The organism is Bacteroides sp. 1_1_14 (assembly GCF_000162515.1).
GTDB classification, from domain to species: Bacteria; Bacteroidota; Bacteroidia; order Bacteroidales; family Bacteroidaceae; genus Bacteroides; species Bacteroides thetaiotaomicron.
Genome location: NZ_GG774707.1, coordinates 1 through 16,857, shown reverse-complemented (window position 1 = coordinate 16,857; position 16,857 = coordinate 1). Strand labels below are relative to the sequence as shown.

Below are 16,857 nucleotides of genomic sequence, written 5' to 3'. Positions count from 1 at the left end.
GAAAGTATGTTTAACTCTTTAAAATTATTATTTTATGATTCGTTACAAAATTTATCAGAACCAACAGAAGAAAGGCTTGAATGCCGGCAAATGGTTCGCCCGGGCGGTAAGCGACGAGACATTCGACCTTGCCAAACTTGCCGAACACATGTCGAAACACAATTCACCGTATTCCAGTGGGGTGATCAAAGGCGTGCTCACTGATATGGTGGACTGCATCAAGGAACTACTGCTCGACGGCAAAAGTGTGAAAATTGATGATCTAGCCATCTTCGGTGTAGGAATCCGCAGCAAGGCTGCCGAAACGCTGGAAAAGTTCTCGCTGGAGAAGAACATCACAGGTATGCGGCTCAAAGCACGTGCCACAGGAAACTTATCAACGACCAATCTGAAGCTCGACAGCCAATTGAAGCAGCAGGCGGAGTATCAGAAACCGACAACGCCCGGAGGAGGAGGTTCCGGTTCAGGCAACACTCCCGATCCAAAACCTAATCCGGACGAAGGAGACGAAGAAGCACCGGACCCGACTGTTTAAGTCATAACCTAAACCCTGGCAAAGTCTTTAGCTTATCATGGCTAAAGACTCATTAAAGATCAATATTTTTTTCATTTAAAATCAAAAACTATGAGTAATTCATCATCCCGATCCGTATGGAGTTTCATTATCAAAGTAATCATCACTGTCGCTACTGCCGTAGGTGGCTTGATAGGAGTACAAAGTTGTATGTAAACTTATGCGGACCATCACACTAATTATCATTCATTGCAGTGCCACGCCGGAGGGAAAATCCCTCTCGGCGGAGGCTTGCCGACAGGATCATATCCGACATCGGGGATTCCGTGACATCGGTTACCATTTCTACATCACACGTGATGGGGAAATACATCCGGGACGACCGTTAGAGAAGATCGGAGCACATTGCCGGAATCATAACGCACATTCCATAGGAATCTGTTACGAAGGAGGACTGGATGCGGAAGGACAAGCGAAAGACACACGTACGCTGGCGCAACGAGGGGCGCTGCTGGCTTTGATTCGTGAGTTACGAAAGAGGTTTCCAAAAGCATTGGTCGTAGGACATCATGATTTAAATCCTCATAAAGAATGCCCCTGTTACCCTTGTGTAGAAGAGTACAGAGAATTGTAGATTAGTAAAATCAATCGCAACTATCAAGTTCTGCAATGATTTGTCCCGACCAAAAACTGTCGGGACAAATCTTTTATTATTATATCATCTCACCTTTTGTATTCAACATTTTTATACTTTTTCAATCCGCCAATCTCCCATTGTACAACTCTCACCATTCTCACCATCAAAGTTGACCACTACCTTCACTATCGGCAATCCACACAAAACATAATTTCCCGAAACGACGCGGACGACTCAAAATCCTCCATATCAATTATCTTTTTCGCAAAACAACGAAAAAATATCAGATTTACACTAGACAGTTATCTTTTTCCTTCTCACATTACTCCACCACAGGTTTAGCCCTATCCATACGACAATATCTCCTATCAACATCAATGTATTATCAACATAAGGCATCAGTAAAATATTTATTCCACTAAAAACGCAAGAAACTAAAAGTATCAAAAGCATAGCCTGACGGACTGTAAAACCCATTGCCAAAAATTGATGATGAATATGGTTTTTGTCCGGTTCAAATGGGCTTTTACCATTATAAATACGAACTATAACAACACGAACCACATCAAATGCAGGGACAATAAGAGTACTAAAGGCTATAACAAAAGCCCCTTGTGTAACAGGAATAGATTCTGTATTCTGACTATATTTTATTGCTAAAAAGCTCAGTATATATCCTAAAGTCAAGCTCCCGGTATCCCCCATAAAGATCTTTCGGGCATGTTCCGCACTGCCGAAAACATTGTAATAAAAGAAGGGTACGAGCACTCCAAAGGTACTAAAAGCAAGCATACTATAGATCCACAATCCTTTTTCTATAAATAGAAATCCGAAGACTAATAATGCGACACTACTTAACCCTGAGGCAAGACCATCAATCCCATCAATTAAATTTATTGCATTTGTTATGAAGACAATAGTCAATATAGTCAAAGGAACTCCAATGTATGGAGAAATCAAGTCAATGCCAAACAAACCATATAAATCATTAATCCAAAGTCCCACTGCAGGGAATAAGCTAGCACAAAGAATTTGAACAATAAATTTCTGACGATAGCGCACACCTACCAAATCATCTGCAATACCAGTTAAATATAAAAGCACCATGCCACATATTAATACCAAGAATTCCGGCAAAATATAGGACGCCAGCAAAGTAGAGATTTCATATCCTGTCAAAGTTCGAATCACAAGGACTGCACAACAGGAAAGCAAGATCGTCGGAAAAAAAGAGACCCCGCCAAGACGTGGTATTGCTCGTTTATGCACTTTCCTTTCATCCGGCATATCAAACAGTTTTTTGCGAAATGATATTAGTAAGATCCGAGGAATGATAAGACGAGCAATATACGCAGAAATAGCAAAGGCTATTAGGATAAATACAATATTCATAATTATTTGAATCCAAATATTAAAGTTCGATTTTAAGCCAAAACATAAATGCACACATTTGATATAATATCTAAAATCAATATGATTAAATACTTGATACACTCCAATTCATCCACAAATTAGAATTGTATCTCCAACTATCTTTAAGCGCCTCCGATAATACTTTATTCGAGAAAACCATCAAGATAGAATCTGGTTCATCCGCCTTTATTCCATTAGCGTACCCCTCAGGAATTAGCAAAATCTTACTATCACTAGCAGATAAATGAAAAACTTCCGGTACTAAATCAATAGCAGGAGACTCCCAATTATCAATCTTCACAAAAGCTGTAGTAAATGAACCTTTAATTGCATAAAACCATTTTTTCTCATACTGATGTGCATGCCAAGCTCTAATGATAGATGTATCATTTTGATGAATGATATAGAAGCGTTCTATTTCACTCATATCCAAACTATTCACATGGAATATTTCTCCTCTATAATCTACCGAGATGCCTCCCTGAATTTCTTTTATCTCAGACATATTCTAAGACCTCCAAAATATTAAGTTTATTTTTTCAATAATCATTTCCCTATTAAATACAGAATCTAATAATCGTAGTGCATTTTCAGAAATACGTTGCATTTGCTCATCAGATAAGCTTAAAAAGTTCTCAAACCCCAAAGCAATCTCGTCTATATCTGAAGGGTGAGCAATAATTCCAAGACCATAATCCTCAACCAGTTGTTTTACCTCACCCTTGAATATTGCATAAATTGGTTTATGAGTAGTAAGATACGCTTGAAATTTAGATGGAATCATAATCTCATAAAGAGGCGTGTCCTTTAGTGACATAACCAATACATCACTCGCTTCATAATAATTCGGCATTTCCGCAAGAGGTTTACGCCCCATAAAATTTACATTGCAGATATTCTCTCTACTGACCAATTCTTTTAATTCTGCCAAATAAGAACCATCACCAATAATATTTAAATAAGCTTCAGAATAGCCCTTCTTAGCAAACTTGGAAAACCCCAGTACGATATTATCCAAGTTTTGTACCTTCCCAATATTTCCGGCAAAAGTGAAATTAAATTTTCCCGGCAAACGTTGTTTTTGAACGGGAGAATATTTCATCAATGACCAATTGGGAATAAAGGTAATATCCTTTTCAGGAACATATCGGCGAAGACGATCAATAAACCCTTCGCACGAAACTAAAATATTGTCACAGTTTTTATATATCCATTTCACAAAATGCTCTAAACAGAAACTCAGGAAACGAGTCTTCTTAAATCCATAAGCATAAACGGTTTCAGGCCACAGATCCTGAGTCCAAATAGTGACCTGAGCTTTATAGAGTTTCTTTAATATAATCCCTGCAGTCGCTAATGTTAATGGTCCTGTTTGATAAATAAAGACTCTGTCAAATTGCCGTCCTATAAATAATACAATCCAAAAGCTCCAAAAGACAAAGGAAAAGTAATTTAAGATTTTTATCAGAGTACTCTTCTCATATCCCTGCACGACAGGAAAACGGTACACTTTGATCGTATTATAATAAGTAGTCTGATATATACGGTTCTTATATCCCTCATACACTTTACCAAATGGATAAGAAGGAGCTCTCGTCAAAACTGCAAACTCATACTTATCTTTTTCCCATTCTTGCACTAAATCATTGATCAAGAAATCTTCTGGATAGAAGGCTTCACCGATGATTAATGCTTTCTTTTTCTTTGTCATGAAATGCCCGGATATTGATAATACAAATGACTATGGCTTTTCATCCATTCATACTGTTCTAATAACATCTCTTTGTATTCAGGAACCTCATAAAGAAACTTTTCCGACTTTGCTATTGACTTATCTACACCATTGCCATCAAAAGGAAGTATTTCAATATCATTGCGAAGCCAAATTTTCTTGAACAAGTTTAATAAATCATATTTAGTGATCCCTTTACCATTGCTCAACTGTATAAGCCCGGTCTTTTGTTGCACAATGGCGGCATCCATAGCTTTAGCCAATTCAAGAGTAGTAACTCCACCCCAAATTGCGGTTGTAAAGCCATTCACTTTTCCTTTTTGATGCATAAACCAATGGAATAGACCTTCACCATTAAGTTTTAGTTCCGGACCGATAATTGATGTGCGGATAGTCAAATCTTTATCATTTATAATCTCGCCCAAAGCCTTACTACGTCCATAAATGTCATCCGCATCCCGGAAATCACTTTCATTATAATTCCCTTTTTTACCGGAAAATACGCAATCTGTACTAACATGTATCAACTTGGCTCCCACTTCATCTGCAAGTTTCTTCAACAAATGTGGAAAATAAGCATTGATAAAAATAGCATTATCCGGATGATCTTTAGATCCCTTTATCAACACTCCAATACAATTTATTATCAAATCGGAACGTGTCTCCCGAACAAGATTGGCTACAGCATCTTTATCGGTTACATCTACCACAATACTATCGTCTGTCAGTTTCGTACGATACACAGCATTCACAACTTCATATCGCCCTGTATTCTGAAGATAATAATAAACAATGTGTCCAGCCATGCCTGTAGCACCGAATATCAAAACTTTATTTTTGTCATAAGGGATGAAATCAAGCGTCTTTGTGCCAAACGGTATGATTAACATAATCAGTATAAGAAAGAATTATGCGAACAACTTTTTTAGAAACATTGTCTGCGGCATAGTCCGGGATAGAATGAATAACATCTGTACCTTCCGTATATTGAGAAGTCACAATGTCGATAGAGTCCAATATTCGCTCACTGTTTAAACCTGTCATTATAAGCGTTCCTTCATCCATACCTTCAGGGCGTTCGTGCGCTTGACGAATGGTAATAGCTGGGAAATGGAGTATTGAAGCTTCTTCAGTGATGGTTCCGCTATCTGAAATAACACAAAAAGCATTTTGTTGCAGCTTGATATACTCCATAAAGCCAAAGGGTTTCATGAACTCTATCATCGGATTTGAGTTTACAAAGCCGATTGATTCGAGCTTTTTACGGGTGCGCGGATGAGTCGAAACTATTACTTTTTTATGATATTTGTCTACAATGGCATTCAAAGAAGAAAGTAAATCTGCGAAGTTCTTCTCTGAATCGACATTCTCTTCACGATGGGTACTGACAATAAAGTATTCTCCCTTTTTCAGGTTTTCTTTCTCTAGAACCTTATTGTTTTCGATTTCTACCTTATGATATAATAAAACCTCCGTCATGGGAGAACCTGTTTTTATTACTGTTTCCGGCCGTAACCCTTCAGCCACTAAATACCTGCGGGCATGTTCGGAAAGAGGCATATTGATATCACTAAGATGATCTACAATCTTTCGGTTAATTTCCTCAGGCACTCGCTGATCGAAACATCGATTACCGGCTTCCATGTGAAAAATAGGAATCTTCTTGCGTTTGGCAGAAATTACTGATATACAACTGTTAGTATCTCCATAAAGCAAAAGAGCATCCGGCTTTACTTCTTCCATCAGCTCATCCGACTTCTGAATAACGTTGGCGATGGTTTCCGCAGCATTCTTACCGGCAACGTTCAAAAAATAATCAGGTTTACGAATATGAAGTTCTTGGAAAAAGATTTCATTCAGTTCATAATCGTAGTTTTGTCCGGTATGAACAATGATATGTTCTGTATATCTGTCCAGTTCAGCCATTACCCTGCTCAGCTTTATTATTTCTGGGCGAGTGCCTACTATTGTCATTACTTTAAGCATAATCAAGAATTTATTAGTTATTCGCTTCTTATTTCACGTGCTTTCGCTCTTGCCTCCAGTCCCATATCTTCACGTACGAAACGTAGTTTTAAAAGCAATTCTTTCATTCCTTCCACGTCCAAACGACGAGTGTTATGACTATGATAATCTTCTATCTTAGAGATTTCTTCATTTCCTTTCGTGAAATATTTGTCATAATTTAAATCACGGGTATCGCAAGGAATACGATAATAATCACCCATGTCAATAGCACGTACCATTTCTTCACGAGTAACTAATGTCTCATATAGCTTCTCTCCGTGACGGGTACCGATTACTTTCACTTCTGTATTAAAGTATTTAGGTTCTACTTTAGCATAAGTTTCTTTCAAAGCTTGCGCCAATGTGGATAAAGTAGCAGCAGGTGCTTTTTGAACGAACAAATCTCCATTATGTGCGTGTGTAAAGGCATATATTACCAAATCGACAGCATCATCCAAGGTCATCATGAAACGAGTCATATCGGGGTCGGTTATTGTAATTGGTTTGCCGTCCATCATCTGTTCCACCCACAATGGTATAACTGAACCACGACTTGCCATGACATTGCCATAACGTGTACAGCAGATCGTCGTTTTTGCTCCTTCACCCAATTCACGTCCTTTGGCTACAGCAACTTTTTCCATCAATGCTTTACTCATTCCCATTGCATTGATTGGATAAGCCGCTTTATCTGTTGATAGCACAACAACACTTTGAACTCCATGTTCAATAGCAGAATTAAGCACGTTTTCTGTTCCAACAATATTAGTTCGAACTGCTTCTACAGGGAAAAATTCACATGAAGGGACTTGCTTTAATGCAGCTGCACTGAATACATAGTCTACCCCGTTCATGGCTACATCAACAGAAGATTTATCACGAACATTACCTATGTAATACTTTATTTTAGAATTTTGTAATGCATGACGCATATCATCCTGTTTTTTCTCATCTCTTGAGAAAATACGTATTTCTTTGATATCGGAATCTAGAAAACGACGCAGTACAGCATTACCGAAAGAACCTGTTCCACCGGTAATCAGTAGGGTTTTGTCTTTAAACACGGACATAACTATATTTATTTAATTGTAAATACAACAAAGGGGATATTCAATAACACATATTTATGCTGAGAACTCATTAACTCAAATTTCATACGAAAAGATTCTGATAATATTTTAAATGACTTTCTGCCATTCTTTGTGCTGTAAACATATCAGATGCTTTGTTATAAGCACGTTCACCTAATTCAAGTTTATTCTCATAAGCCAAAATAATGGATCGTTTTAAAGAATCAATGTTATCCAACTCAAAAAAACATGCTTCATCATTATTGAATATCTCATGAAATGAAGGTAGTTCAGAACATACAATTGATTTTTTAGCTAGAGCAGCCTCTACCATCGATAATCCAAATCCTTCTGAATAAGAAGGCATAACATAAACATCAATATTAGCTAAATAATTATATGGTTTTTTTTGATAAGGAATAAAATATACCCGATCAGAAATACCTGTTTGCCTTGATAATAATAATAACCTTGCAATATCTGGTCCATCTCCTATGATCATAAAAGCATAATCAGGTAATTCAATTAGTGCTTTTAGAATCTGTTCTAAACCTTTTCTACGTGTTACAAAAGCATAAGTACCCAGTAATTTATATTTTTCTTTAGCCTCCATTTGTTTACTAATAATACTAGCATCTAAATTAGAATCTTCATTTATAATACATCCGTTATAAATAGTTGTCAATTTAGAATGTATATAACTTTGGTAACCATCCTTCAACTGATTAGAAATACTTATAACACCATCAAACTTAGATTGCAAATGACACCAATATCTAGTAAATAAATAGGCTAAAGCTATATTATATTGATATTGGAAAGAGCGAAAAGTATCTTGATGCAAGGTTGTTATTATCTTAGCATTCTTAATCTTTTTTCTCCATTTAATTACATATTTATCTGGTCGCAAGCAATGACTATGTATAATATCATACTTATCGAAATCAATAGCTTGATTCATTCTTATTTTATAAACTGGACAATCAAAATCCATAGCTGGAGTTGCATCAAAATAGTAAACATCAATTTGCTCAACATATGATTTCAAATATTTTACTACATTATTTACAACCACTATTGGACCTTTATTTATAAGAGAAGGAAGAATAAATGCAATTTTCATCTCATCAGTTTTTTAATAGGAAGAAAGAATATTCAGTATAATAAAACCATATATATATATATCGAATTGAATATATCAATAGATAACCAGAGAATAGGAACAATAACATTCTTTGCTCTTTCACATCTTTATTTTCCCTACAATAAAAAGATATTAAGAAAAATACGAGAAAATAAAATATTGGCACATCCTAGTTAGAAATCCAAAATTCATAGTAATTACTAACAACAGTATAAATATGTAAAACATATTATGGTAAAATTTACCAACCAATGACTGACATAATATCCTCTTATATTTTTTTACAATACACAAAAAAGGCAGTGCTTCTATAAAGGTTATCATATTTAATCCCCTAAATCCATTCTCAGCATCACCTTCCAATAAATATTTAGACAATTTCTCCCCAATCCCACCAGAAACACCCATTAATGACAATACATGATCAACAATAGTTAATATAAAATAATCAGTAATTCTAGTAACATTTAAGATTCCGAATATAATAATAAAAGTCACTATCCTTTTAGTATTTAAATCACGAACCATAAAAAATGACAGCAAAGCAATAATAGCGGTAAAATGAAAAGTTGCTGCCACAAATACAACTAAAATAAATTTTATTTTTTCACCCTTAAGTAGTAAAGGAAAAGCCCACATCCATATTATAGACATTGCAATTGCTTGTCTCAAAAGAATAAAATTATATTGTAAATATAATCTCGAAGCCAAAAAGAAAAAAGATAAAAAAGGGCTGTATTTATTTCATTCCGCTTCAAGCTTTTATAAAATAAAACAATTAATATAAAATTGGTAAGCAATAAGTACAAATTAAAATTATCACCTAAAAGCAAGTGACATAAGGATGAATAGAATACATATCCAATTTCTTGTGATTGAATTTCTAAATCAGAAGAAGCATACTCTGATAAAAAAATTGAAAATACTTAACGGAGAATTATAGATATTTTTATAAGTTCCATAATCAAATATAGCTATATCATATCCCACTTCATAAGAACTCCATCTACAACCAGCAAATACAACAAGTACGCATAAAGAAAAAAAAGTAATTGTTTTTTTATATTATCATTTACTTTTATAGAAAAGGTATCCATGAATGACAATACAAAGAAAAACAATATAAATATCATAAATGGAATGATATTACTAATCATACTCTACACATTAATTATACCGCAAAAGCAAATTACGAAATAACCGATTTAATTTTCTTGCTGTCTCTATAATTAAATATCTCAAGCGAAAAGGGCAAGCAACCATTTTCAAAACTAACCATTCTCTTAAACTCAAATTTATAGTTTTAGCATATTCTTTTATCTCCATAAAAAAAGGATCTTCCTTGGATAATCCCGGATCATTGTCATTCAAAACTTCTAACAACATATGAATACGAGCATAAAAAAGACTTTTCTTACATGTTTCCTCTAAACCATGTGAGTTAATTGGCTGCAAAAGAAATTTATTCATTTGTTTTGCATATTCCCAAGTATTCTGAAAAGTATGCATACAACTGTTTCCATGTTGCACATAATTATACACATGTTTGTCAATAGCTCTCACTTTGCGTACTTTGACTGCCAGTCGGACATTCATTATATAATCCTCACCATAAGGTATTGACTTTGGTAAATCCAATACAGAAGAATCAAACAAGTCTCTACAATAAAGCTTCCCCCATACAGACAAAGGAGTTTTCCCTTCCAACAAAGCTTTTAAAAAATCTATATTATTCCAATCACCCAAAGAGCTTTGCCCACATATTTCACGAATTTTTTTTCCCTGTTCGTCTACCATGTAAAATTGACTTCCTATAACGATATCTACCCCTGCTGAGCTATTATTATACAAATCCCATAAAGCATTTTTAGGTAACATATCATCACCATCTACAAAACAAAGCCAATTGCCCCTTGCGGCCTCTACTCCTCTTCGTCTTGCAGCAGTAACACCAGCATTAACCTGATGAATTACACGAATACGATCATCCTTCAATGCATATTCATCGCAAATATTCGCACTCTCATCTTGGCTACCATCATCAATCAACAATAATTCAAAATCTGCAAAAGACTGCACTATTATATAATCAATACATTTTCTCAAAAAAGGAGCGACATTATAAACAGGGACAATAACACTTACCAGTATATCCATAAATAAAACTTAGTTTATAAATCCAATGATTCTATAAGAAATCTTTTCGCCTTCTCCCTCTCTATGTTCCAAATCCGATTCACTTTCTCAAAATTCACTGAATCATGTAATTTTTGCTCTGTTACATCTTCCAACGAATGTACCCAACGTTCTTCCAACTCAAATTTCTTCAGCAAAGAAGTAAAACGAGCCATACCCCGCTCTCTATTCGCCATCACAACAAAAGGCTTATTGAAAATTATCGAAAACACTGTCCCGTGAAAGGAATCCGTAACAACATATTCCGCATCCATAAATCCACGTAACCAATCTGTTACAGGAGGAAAAACACATTGATCAATATCTTTCTTCCCTACTTGAGCAAAATTCTTTTCTGGCATCACAACATTGGGAGACAAGCTTAAAGTTTGAGAAATTTTCCGAACAATGGCTTGTTTCTCTTCCGACTGATCTAAAATATACGTCATTAATTTTTTCTCTGAAGACGGTATCTGTTCTTGCTCGACCAAACGAATATAATCTTCTTTATTCAAAAGCATCGTCGGGTCTAACAAATGGACAGCATCAACACCCAAGTATTTTTTGCATAATACAACACCACTATCTTCACGAACGGAAATTGCGTCAAATTGCTTAGCTAAAGCTGCACATCGTGTTGTCTGCCCCTCCGTAAATTCCCACTTCGAAGTACCAAAAGAAGCTGCATAAGCTATGCGTTTAACATGCTGACCTATTGTAAAATCTAAAAAATAATTTGACAAACAATAAGAATATATAGGACGCCAAACTTGATCACTTCCTACTAAATAAGCATCAAAATGATACTTTCGTAACTCCTTTTTAGTGTTCGATGAAATAGGCTCTGTAGTCGTTATGTATTTACGAATAAACGGAATAGTCTTTTGAGCCATATACTGTTCTTGTCTATCAGTAGGATAATAAAGTCCCTTATACTTTATCAGACGTGCAATCAATTGTTTCACGTTAACAATTAAAGGACGTTTCCATTTTCGATCTTCCGTCCAGACCTCATGCCCCATTTGTTTCAATATCGCCTGCAATGCATAAGCCTGAAGTAATCCACCATAATTAGTATGAAGAGGTTGGGTTAATATACAGATTCTCATTTTTACCGTATTATTTATTCAATATCTTCTTTATTATTTTAATACCCTTTTCTCCTAATATTTCCTTTGCTGTACTTCTCATCATTCCAGTAGTAGATACATTTAAATTATTGATGATTCGAATCGCTTCACTCTCATCTGCGTTATCGGTGAAAACTTCTAGGATCATCGGTCGGTCCGTTATCTCAGGAATAAGAAAACGATCTACAACTTGTACATATTCATCCTTATTATTAGCACTCAAGTACTCATAACCTAAATCTTCAGCATAATGCTTGATTAATACGTGTGACTTATTTCCATAGTGACCTCCAGCGGCAATAAATGTATCAGCCTCTTCACCAAAAGCAGCACCCGGATGCATGTAATTGCGGAACTCCGTCCCCTTTCCATTGTTTATAAGCAAAATTCGAACATTATTACCTACATGCCGATTACCCACCACGTTCATATCATAAAAGAAAGCAAGGTCTCCTATCACACCAAAATACAAACGATTCGGATGAACAAGAGATGCACCGACCAGCGAAGATACATTACCATCTATACCAAACCCACCTGTATTGGAATATGCATAAACTTCATTTTTCTTTGCAAAGAAATTCCATGTACGCAAAGTATTCAAAATACCTAAATGCAACACACTTCCTGCAGGTAAACGATGAGCGGTCTGCAAAGCAATCCAGACATTAGAAAAAGGAAGTGTTTCCGGAACTTTTGCCCATATAGCTCGTAGCTCTTCCATACAAATGTCTAAAAAATCTGTACGCTGTATACAGTTTGTATCAGCATAATGTTCAAAAAACGATTGCTCCGGCATTTCAAATACATGGGTCAAACGTTGATAACTATCTTTCAATTCACCATCAAGATTCACACGCCATACCGTTTTAGGACACATAGTAATATATCCACCGGATATTTCTCCAATATGTATCAACAAATCAATATTCACAAGACTACATATATCTTGCTCCTGTGATGTAAGAATTGATAACGGAACAGCATATTTCCCTTCATAACCGCTTGTGTGATCGCAAAAGACAACAGCATCGTGTGTACCGCAGAAGTTATCAACCGCTCTTTTTTCCGACTCAGTAAATTTCAGATGCGCCCCAACAAAAATTGCAGTACGCCCTTTAGGAAAAGGAGGAAATTCCTCTCCTAAACATATACGCCTAATAAGACGTGCCTGCGGCAAATTCTTTATCGAAAAGTCACGACTATAAATAGTTGTAAGGTTTATATGCACCGGACCACCGCCCCGATGTCGGAGTTCTAGCAAAGCACGATTGATTTTCACGGTATTGCTCCATTCGTCTGCATCATTAAAAGTAACAGGAACATGCTCACTTAATAATACAATATCATTCTGAACAACTCGACGATCGATTACTTGAGGAATCAGATGTCCAATGCGATTAATATCCTGTGTACTTGTTACTGCCAATATTGGTAACTTTCGATAATAAGCTTCTGTCAATCCTGACACATAATTCCGCGAGGCAGTTGCTCCAGTACAACTCAACACGACAACTTCGCCAGATTCCGCTGCCATACCACAAGCCATATAAGCAGCACTACGTTCGTCCACGCTAGAATACATCTCAAACCAAGAGTCTTGCATTATGCTCGCCACAAACGTTAAATTGGTCGTACCCGGGGAGGCAACTATCCTTTTAATGCCATGCTGTTTGAGCAATGATATAAGTATTTGAACGCTTCGTTCAGCAGTGTAATATTTCTGATTCATAAATATAATCAATTTTTATCTTATTTAGTTAGAACTTTAACAATCTCTGTCGGTGCATAACGAGCAACTAAGTACTTTAAGCGAGACTTCAACGTGGAATATATATTCAAGCGCATCCGTTCCCCAGTCACTCTATCCATTTGAGCATTCAGTAAAAGAGCAGGAGAAGAGAAAAGTGGCGATTCTAAAAACGTGCCTAGACAAGATTCTATTTCATCTCTAGTATTTTTGAAACGAAGTGTAGGTACAGCAAGCCTGATTTTTGAATTATCAAAACGACGATCAAACAATCGACAATACTTTACTTGAAATTGCATCGCCGGAAACCGCAAGTTTAAGCATTTATCTGTCATAACAACTTCCGGACGATGACCTAAGTATTTATCTAATACATGAAGATAAACTTCTAAAATTTCTTCCCATTTATAAGCTTCATCTGTAGTAATATGATATACCTCACCAAGAGCCGCAGGTAATCCAATCAACCCCGCAATACCTCGAGATACGTCATAACCATATGTAAGCGTGGTGTAATGCGATGCGATGTCTTTTGAAAAAACAATAGAATAGCCGTTTATAGCACGCCAAAGCCAATCCTCCTTTTCAAGTACCCCAAGCTGAAGCCGTGTTTCACTAAAAGTGATATAGGGTCTGATAATAGTCCAATTATTACAGCCTGCCTCGTGAAGAATATTCTCCTGTCTGGCTTTTGATAAAGCATATTCATCAGTATTCAGATATTCTTCATCCTTAATCATATCTAGCAGACGTGGCGTTTCTTCATTAATAAGCTCATCAGACGAATTTGTTGGACCATAAACACGGGCACTACTAATGAATATATATTGTTTTGTAGCCTTCAATAACTGAGAAACACGAACACGAAATTCATCCGTATTGTACACCATAAAATCAACAATTGCATCCCAAGACTCTCGAAGCAAATCGTTAATAAACGTAATTTCATGCGCATTCCCCTGTACATAAGTAATATTCCTCTCAGACATACGACAGCTACGCGTAGTTACGTGTACATCATCACCTTGTTCAGCAAGTATACGAGTCAAATGCTCCCCCATAGCTCCAGTACCACCAAGCAAGAGGATACGACGATGTATTGTCTTCTTTTCTTGATCAATCATTCTGTATCAGTTATTTTTTATATAGTGTTCCAATCTTACGAATTACTCTAAAAGGAAGACGAACTAGCCAATTTACGTATACAACCAAATAAGCAAAAGGACGAAAAGGCAAGCTCTTTCCATGTTTATTTGCAAAATCTACATTGTCACGAGCAAAACCATCCGTATTGTATTTATATACCTGCAAACATTTATATTCCCATGCATGTTTTTTCCATTGCCTTATGTCAAAGACTGTTCTAAATTGATCTAATTGATCAATTGAATCTAACGCCATCATAGTACGTAAACATTTTGTGCAAATTCCACAATTTGTTGCAGATACATGTTCATTAGATGAATTAACACAAACATTTAAATGAGTCTGAGCTAACTTATTATTAACAATCCTCTGTGTCTTTTCTGATCGTTTATATTGAGCTCCATCGCACACAATTTCTAAATTCTCAGGACTTAATAATGGCATGATATAAGGATCTGCAAATTCTTCAAGAAAAACTCTATCACGGGCCAAATCTATCATTTCTCCATAAGTATATGTGTTACTAATATAATACCTCTTTAGTGATTTTTGAAAAGCCAAAACACTCGTTATTCTATTCAAAACCCCTGCTTTATACTCCCAGTCTGGTAAATAGAAATCAAATAAGTTCGTATTCATCATAATTGCCCGAGTTCCTATTGTATTTGCAAATGATCTAGTTATTTCAAAACGATTATTAGCTCTTTCCCATGTACGAGGATTTTTCACATCACCATATTGACCTACATGAAAAAAAATAAAGTATCAATTTTGTAATCAAGATCATCTGTATCAAAAAAACGATCTTGTAATGTAGAAAATGAATCTACCCCTCCAGAGAAACCCGTTCCAATGTGCAACTTCTTATTCTTAGATGCATTCTTAAATCCCTCTACAATAATTGGTACCTTATGCAAAGAAGGAGCAAAATCCTTCACTATCGCCATCACATAATTGACAACATTATGATAAATTTTTTTTGAAACAAGCCCTGAAATCTCAATTGGTTCGTTATAGTACATTGCAGGGTAAATTGCAGCCACCAAAAAGGCATCATAAACGTCATCTGTCAACCAATCAGCATACTTATCATCTACACTAAAATAGAGTTCTTTTGTTCTACTGAAGTTACATTCTACATCGCAAATGAGACAAACCGATTGACCATTTTCGAATTTATTCTTCCTTTCTAATCTAAGATTTGATAATTTCATCTCAACCTTTAAGTTTTATTTTTTCTTTATAGTTTCTACCAAAAAAGTGGATTCATGTTTATTAAGTCCGATAAAATATATAATCAGCCCAGTAAATAAGAATATTATCATAGCTGAAAAAATAAAATTCCAAAACGGAGTAAAAAAACAAATATTGATAGTAGAAGAAAATAATAGACACAAAACAAATACAGCTACAGAACGAAAAAGAACCTGATTAAAGAAATCACTTATCTGAAAACCGTACTTTATATGAGACTGCCAAAGTAAAGCACAAATAACAAAAGCCTTAAATATTATATTGAGAATAAACACCCATTCCGGTGCAAAGCCAAATCTAAGAAATAGAAAAGAGGCTAAAAGATTTACTAAATAAATAACCGTTAAGCAAATCTGATACAATCTAATATTACCTTCAGCCAAGACCCCTGTCACAAGCGGACCAACGAAACAATCCAATAAAGAATACAATAAGATAAACATGATAAAGGATGATGTGTGCTTTGGCACTTCTACAAGCCATAATCCCACAACATAATCAATATTCGCCATCAAAGGGAAGAAAAAAAGCGACAAAATAAAAAAAGCAAATTTTTCGCTACGAAGGATTAAACTATGCATATAACTAACTTCCCCACTTGAATATGATTTCGTTATCTGAGGATTAACAGCCATAAGGAAATTATTTACAAAGCCATATACAGCAGCATTAACCTGCATCGCTATACCCTGAGCTGCATTCACAACAGGACCACAATATATATTTAATAAAATACTTGAACCTTGATCTTTAAGAACAACTACTCCATTACCGAAAAACGCCCATCCAATAAATCTAGACATATCTTTAAGTAAGACTTTATCTAATATAAAATGATAATGAGCCTCTTTAAAATGATGCTTACTATAGTATCCATAAACAATA

Annotated in this window: 16 protein-coding genes and 2 pseudogenes; 3 read left to right on the top strand and 15 right to left on the bottom strand. The window is 35.5% G+C overall.

Going from position 1 to position 16,857, the window contains the following annotated elements:
* Nucleotides 1-34: 34 nt before the first annotated feature.
* From HMPREF9007_RS10125 to HMPREF9007_RS10130, 3 genes are all read left to right on the top strand, one after another.
* Entirely contained in the window at nucleotides 35-535 is a 501-nt protein-coding gene (locus tag HMPREF9007_RS10125) for a DNA-binding protein (RefSeq protein ID WP_008762090.1), read from the top strand.
* 90 nt (nucleotides 536-625) lie between these two features.
* Nucleotides 626-730 (top strand): smalltalk protein, encoded by a 105-nt coding sequence (locus tag HMPREF9007_RS27225; protein WP_008767884.1) that lies wholly within the window; start codon nucleotides 626-628, stop codon nucleotides 728-730.
* A 4-nt stretch (nucleotides 731-734) separates the two neighbouring features.
* Nucleotides 735-1,148 (top strand): N-acetylmuramoyl-L-alanine amidase, encoded by a 414-nt coding sequence (locus HMPREF9007_RS10130; protein ID WP_008762089.1) that lies wholly within the window; start codon nucleotides 735-737, stop codon nucleotides 1,146-1,148.
* A gap of 297 nt (nucleotides 1,149-1,445) precedes the next feature.
* On the opposite strand, the gene HMPREF9007_RS10135 is transcribed toward HMPREF9007_RS10130, so the two are convergent.
* The 15 genes and pseudogenes from HMPREF9007_RS10135 to HMPREF9007_RS27220 form a co-directional block, all read right to left on the bottom strand.
* Nucleotides 1,446-2,543: an MraY family glycosyltransferase gene (locus HMPREF9007_RS10135; RefSeq protein WP_008762088.1), complete on the bottom strand. Its 1,098-nt coding sequence runs from the start codon at nucleotides 2,541-2,543 to the stop codon at nucleotides 1,446-1,448.
* An 85-nt stretch (nucleotides 2,544-2,628) separates the two neighbouring features.
* Complete coding sequence (locus HMPREF9007_RS10140; RefSeq protein WP_008762087.1) at nucleotides 2,629-3,069, bottom strand: WxcM-like domain-containing protein; 441 nt, start codon at nucleotides 3,067-3,069, stop codon at nucleotides 2,629-2,631.
* Between the two features lie 3 nt (nucleotides 3,070-3,072).
* A complete protein-coding gene (locus HMPREF9007_RS10145) occupies nucleotides 3,073-4,275 on the bottom strand; it encodes a glycosyltransferase family 4 protein (RefSeq protein ID WP_008762086.1) in 1,203 nt (400 codons plus the stop codon).
* Nucleotides 4,272-5,186 (bottom strand): SDR family oxidoreductase, encoded by a 915-nt coding sequence (locus HMPREF9007_RS10150; protein WP_008762085.1) that lies wholly within the window; start codon nucleotides 5,184-5,186, stop codon nucleotides 4,272-4,274. The genes HMPREF9007_RS10145 and HMPREF9007_RS10150 overlap by 4 nt, the downstream gene beginning before the upstream one ends.
* Nucleotides 5,152-6,282 carry a UDP-N-acetylglucosamine 2-epimerase (non-hydrolyzing) gene (gene wecB / locus HMPREF9007_RS10155; protein WP_008762084.1) on the bottom strand — a complete coding sequence of 377 codons (1,131 nt, stop codon included), beginning with the start codon at nucleotides 6,280-6,282 and terminating at the stop codon, nucleotides 5,152-5,154. The genes HMPREF9007_RS10150 and wecB overlap by 35 nt, the downstream gene beginning before the upstream one ends.
* 17 nt (nucleotides 6,283-6,299) lie before the next feature.
* The gene (locus HMPREF9007_RS10160) at nucleotides 6,300-7,373 is read right to left on the bottom strand and encodes a polysaccharide biosynthesis protein (protein WP_008762083.1); all 1,074 of its coding nucleotides are present in this window, start codon (nucleotides 7,371-7,373) and stop codon (nucleotides 6,300-6,302) included.
* Nucleotides 7,374-7,455: 82 nt separating this feature from the next.
* A complete protein-coding gene (locus HMPREF9007_RS10165; protein ID WP_008762082.1) occupies nucleotides 7,456-8,496 on the bottom strand; it encodes a glycosyltransferase family 4 protein in 1,041 nt (346 codons plus the stop codon).
* A gap of 153 nt (nucleotides 8,497-8,649) precedes the next feature.
* Nucleotides 8,650-9,240 (bottom strand): annotated as a pseudogene (locus HMPREF9007_RS10170) (EpsG family protein); the annotation flags it as partial.
* Between the two features lie 444 nt (nucleotides 9,241-9,684).
* Nucleotides 9,685-10,674: a glycosyltransferase gene (locus HMPREF9007_RS10175; protein WP_008762080.1), complete on the bottom strand. Its 990-nt coding sequence runs from the start codon at nucleotides 10,672-10,674 to the stop codon at nucleotides 9,685-9,687.
* Nucleotides 10,675-10,688: 14 nt separating this feature from the next.
* Entirely contained in the window at nucleotides 10,689-11,801 is a 1,113-nt protein-coding gene (locus HMPREF9007_RS10180) for a polysaccharide pyruvyl transferase family protein (protein ID WP_008762079.1), read from the bottom strand.
* Nucleotides 11,802-11,811: 10 nt separating this feature from the next.
* On the bottom strand, nucleotides 11,812-13,554 hold the full coding sequence (locus HMPREF9007_RS10185) for a thiamine pyrophosphate-binding protein (RefSeq protein WP_032850508.1): 1,743 nt from the start codon (nucleotides 13,552-13,554) through the stop codon (nucleotides 11,812-11,814).
* A 20-nt stretch (nucleotides 13,555-13,574) separates the two neighbouring features.
* Nucleotides 13,575-14,696 (bottom strand): NAD-dependent epimerase/dehydratase family protein, encoded by a 1,122-nt coding sequence (locus HMPREF9007_RS10190; RefSeq protein WP_008762077.1) that lies wholly within the window; start codon nucleotides 14,694-14,696, stop codon nucleotides 13,575-13,577.
* A gap of 10 nt (nucleotides 14,697-14,706) precedes the next feature.
* Nucleotides 14,707-15,447: a hypothetical protein gene (locus tag HMPREF9007_RS0125190; RefSeq protein ID WP_129593470.1), complete on the bottom strand. Its 741-nt coding sequence runs from the start codon at nucleotides 15,445-15,447 to the stop codon at nucleotides 14,707-14,709.
* A gap of 14 nt (nucleotides 15,448-15,461) precedes the next feature.
* On the bottom strand, nucleotides 15,462-15,932 hold the full coding sequence (locus tag HMPREF9007_RS0125185) for a hypothetical protein (protein ID WP_032850506.1): 471 nt from the start codon (nucleotides 15,930-15,932) through the stop codon (nucleotides 15,462-15,464).
* 15 nt (nucleotides 15,933-15,947) lie between these two features.
* Nucleotides 15,948-16,857, bottom strand: a pseudogene (locus HMPREF9007_RS27220) (lipopolysaccharide biosynthesis protein); the annotation flags it as partial.